Source organism: Xanthomonas sp. LMG 12462 (assembly GCF_009192885.1).
Lineage (GTDB): Bacteria > Pseudomonadota > Gammaproteobacteria > Xanthomonadales > Xanthomonadaceae > Xanthomonas_A > Xanthomonas_A sontii.
In genome coordinates this window covers 1-1201 of sequence record NZ_NMPP01000119.1, presented here as the reverse complement: position 1 = coordinate 1201, position 1201 = coordinate 1, and the positions used below count along the sequence as shown (strand labels likewise).

The following is a 1201-nucleotide window of genomic DNA, read 5'->3' as shown; positions in this document are numbered from 1 at the left end:
GCGCGGCCGGAGGGCATTACTTGATGATCTTGGCCACCACGCCGGCGCCGACGGTACGGCCGCCTTCGCGGATCGCGAAGCGCAGGCCTTCGTCCATCGCCACCGGGTTGATCAGCGTCACCACCATCTTGACGTTGTCGCCCGGCATCACCATTTCCACGCCTTCCGGCAGCTGCACCGCACCGGTGATGTCGGTGGTGCGGAAGTAGAACTGCGGACGGTAGCCCTTGAAGAACGGGGTGTGACGGCCGCCCTCGTCCTTCGACAGCACGTACACCTCGGCTTCGAACTCGGTGTGCGGCTTGATCGAACCCGGCTTGCACAGCACCTGGCCGCGCTCCACGTCGTCACGCTTGGTGCCGCGCAGCAGCAGGCCCGCGTTGTCGCCCGCCTGGCCCTGGTCCAGCAGCTTGCGGAACATTTCCACGCCGGTCACGGTGGTCTTCTGCGTCGCACGGATGCCGACGATTTCGATTTCGTCGCCCACCTTGATGATGCCGCGCTCGATACGACCGGTCACCACGGTGCCGCGGCCCGAGATCGAGAACACGTCTTCCACCGGCATCAGGAACGGCTTGTCCACGTCGCGCTGCGGCTCCGGGATGAACGAGTCCAGCGCGTCCACCAGCTTCAGGATCGCCGGCACGCCGATCTCGCTCTGGTCGCCTTCCAGCGCCAGACGCGCCGAACCGTGGATGATCGGGGTGTCGTCGCCCGGGAAGTCGTACTTGCTCAGCAGCTCGCGCACTTCCATCTCGACCAGCTCGAGCAGCTCGGCGTCGTCGACCATGTCGGCCTTGTTCAGGAACACCACGATGTGCGGCACGCCGACCTGGCGCGACAGCAGGATGTGCTCGCGGGTCTGCGGCATCGGGCCGTCAGCGGCCGAGCACACCAGGATCGCGCCGTCCATCTGCGCCGCACCGGTGATCATGTTCTTGACGTAGTCCGCGTGACCCGGGCAATCCACGTGCGCGTAGTGGCGCGTCGGGGATTCGTATTCCACGTGGGCGGTCGAGATCGTGATGCCGCGCGCCTTCTCTTCCGGCGCCGCGTCGATCGCGTCGTACGCCTTGAACTCGCCGCCGAAGCGCTCTGCGCCGATCTTGGTCAGCGCCGCGGTCAGCGTGGTCTTGCCGTGGTCGACGTGACCGATGGTGCCGACGTTGACGTGCGGCTTGGTGCGCTCGAACTTACCCTT

The 1201-nt window shown here is 66.3% G+C and carries 1 protein-coding gene; it reads right to left on the bottom strand.

Going from position 1 to position 1201, the window contains the following annotated elements:
• Nucleotides 1-16: 16 nt before the first annotated feature.
• Nucleotides 17-1201: elongation factor Tu (gene tuf, locus CEK69_RS20740; RefSeq protein ID WP_017908427.1), on the bottom strand; the 1185-nt coding region annotated here is incomplete at its 5' end.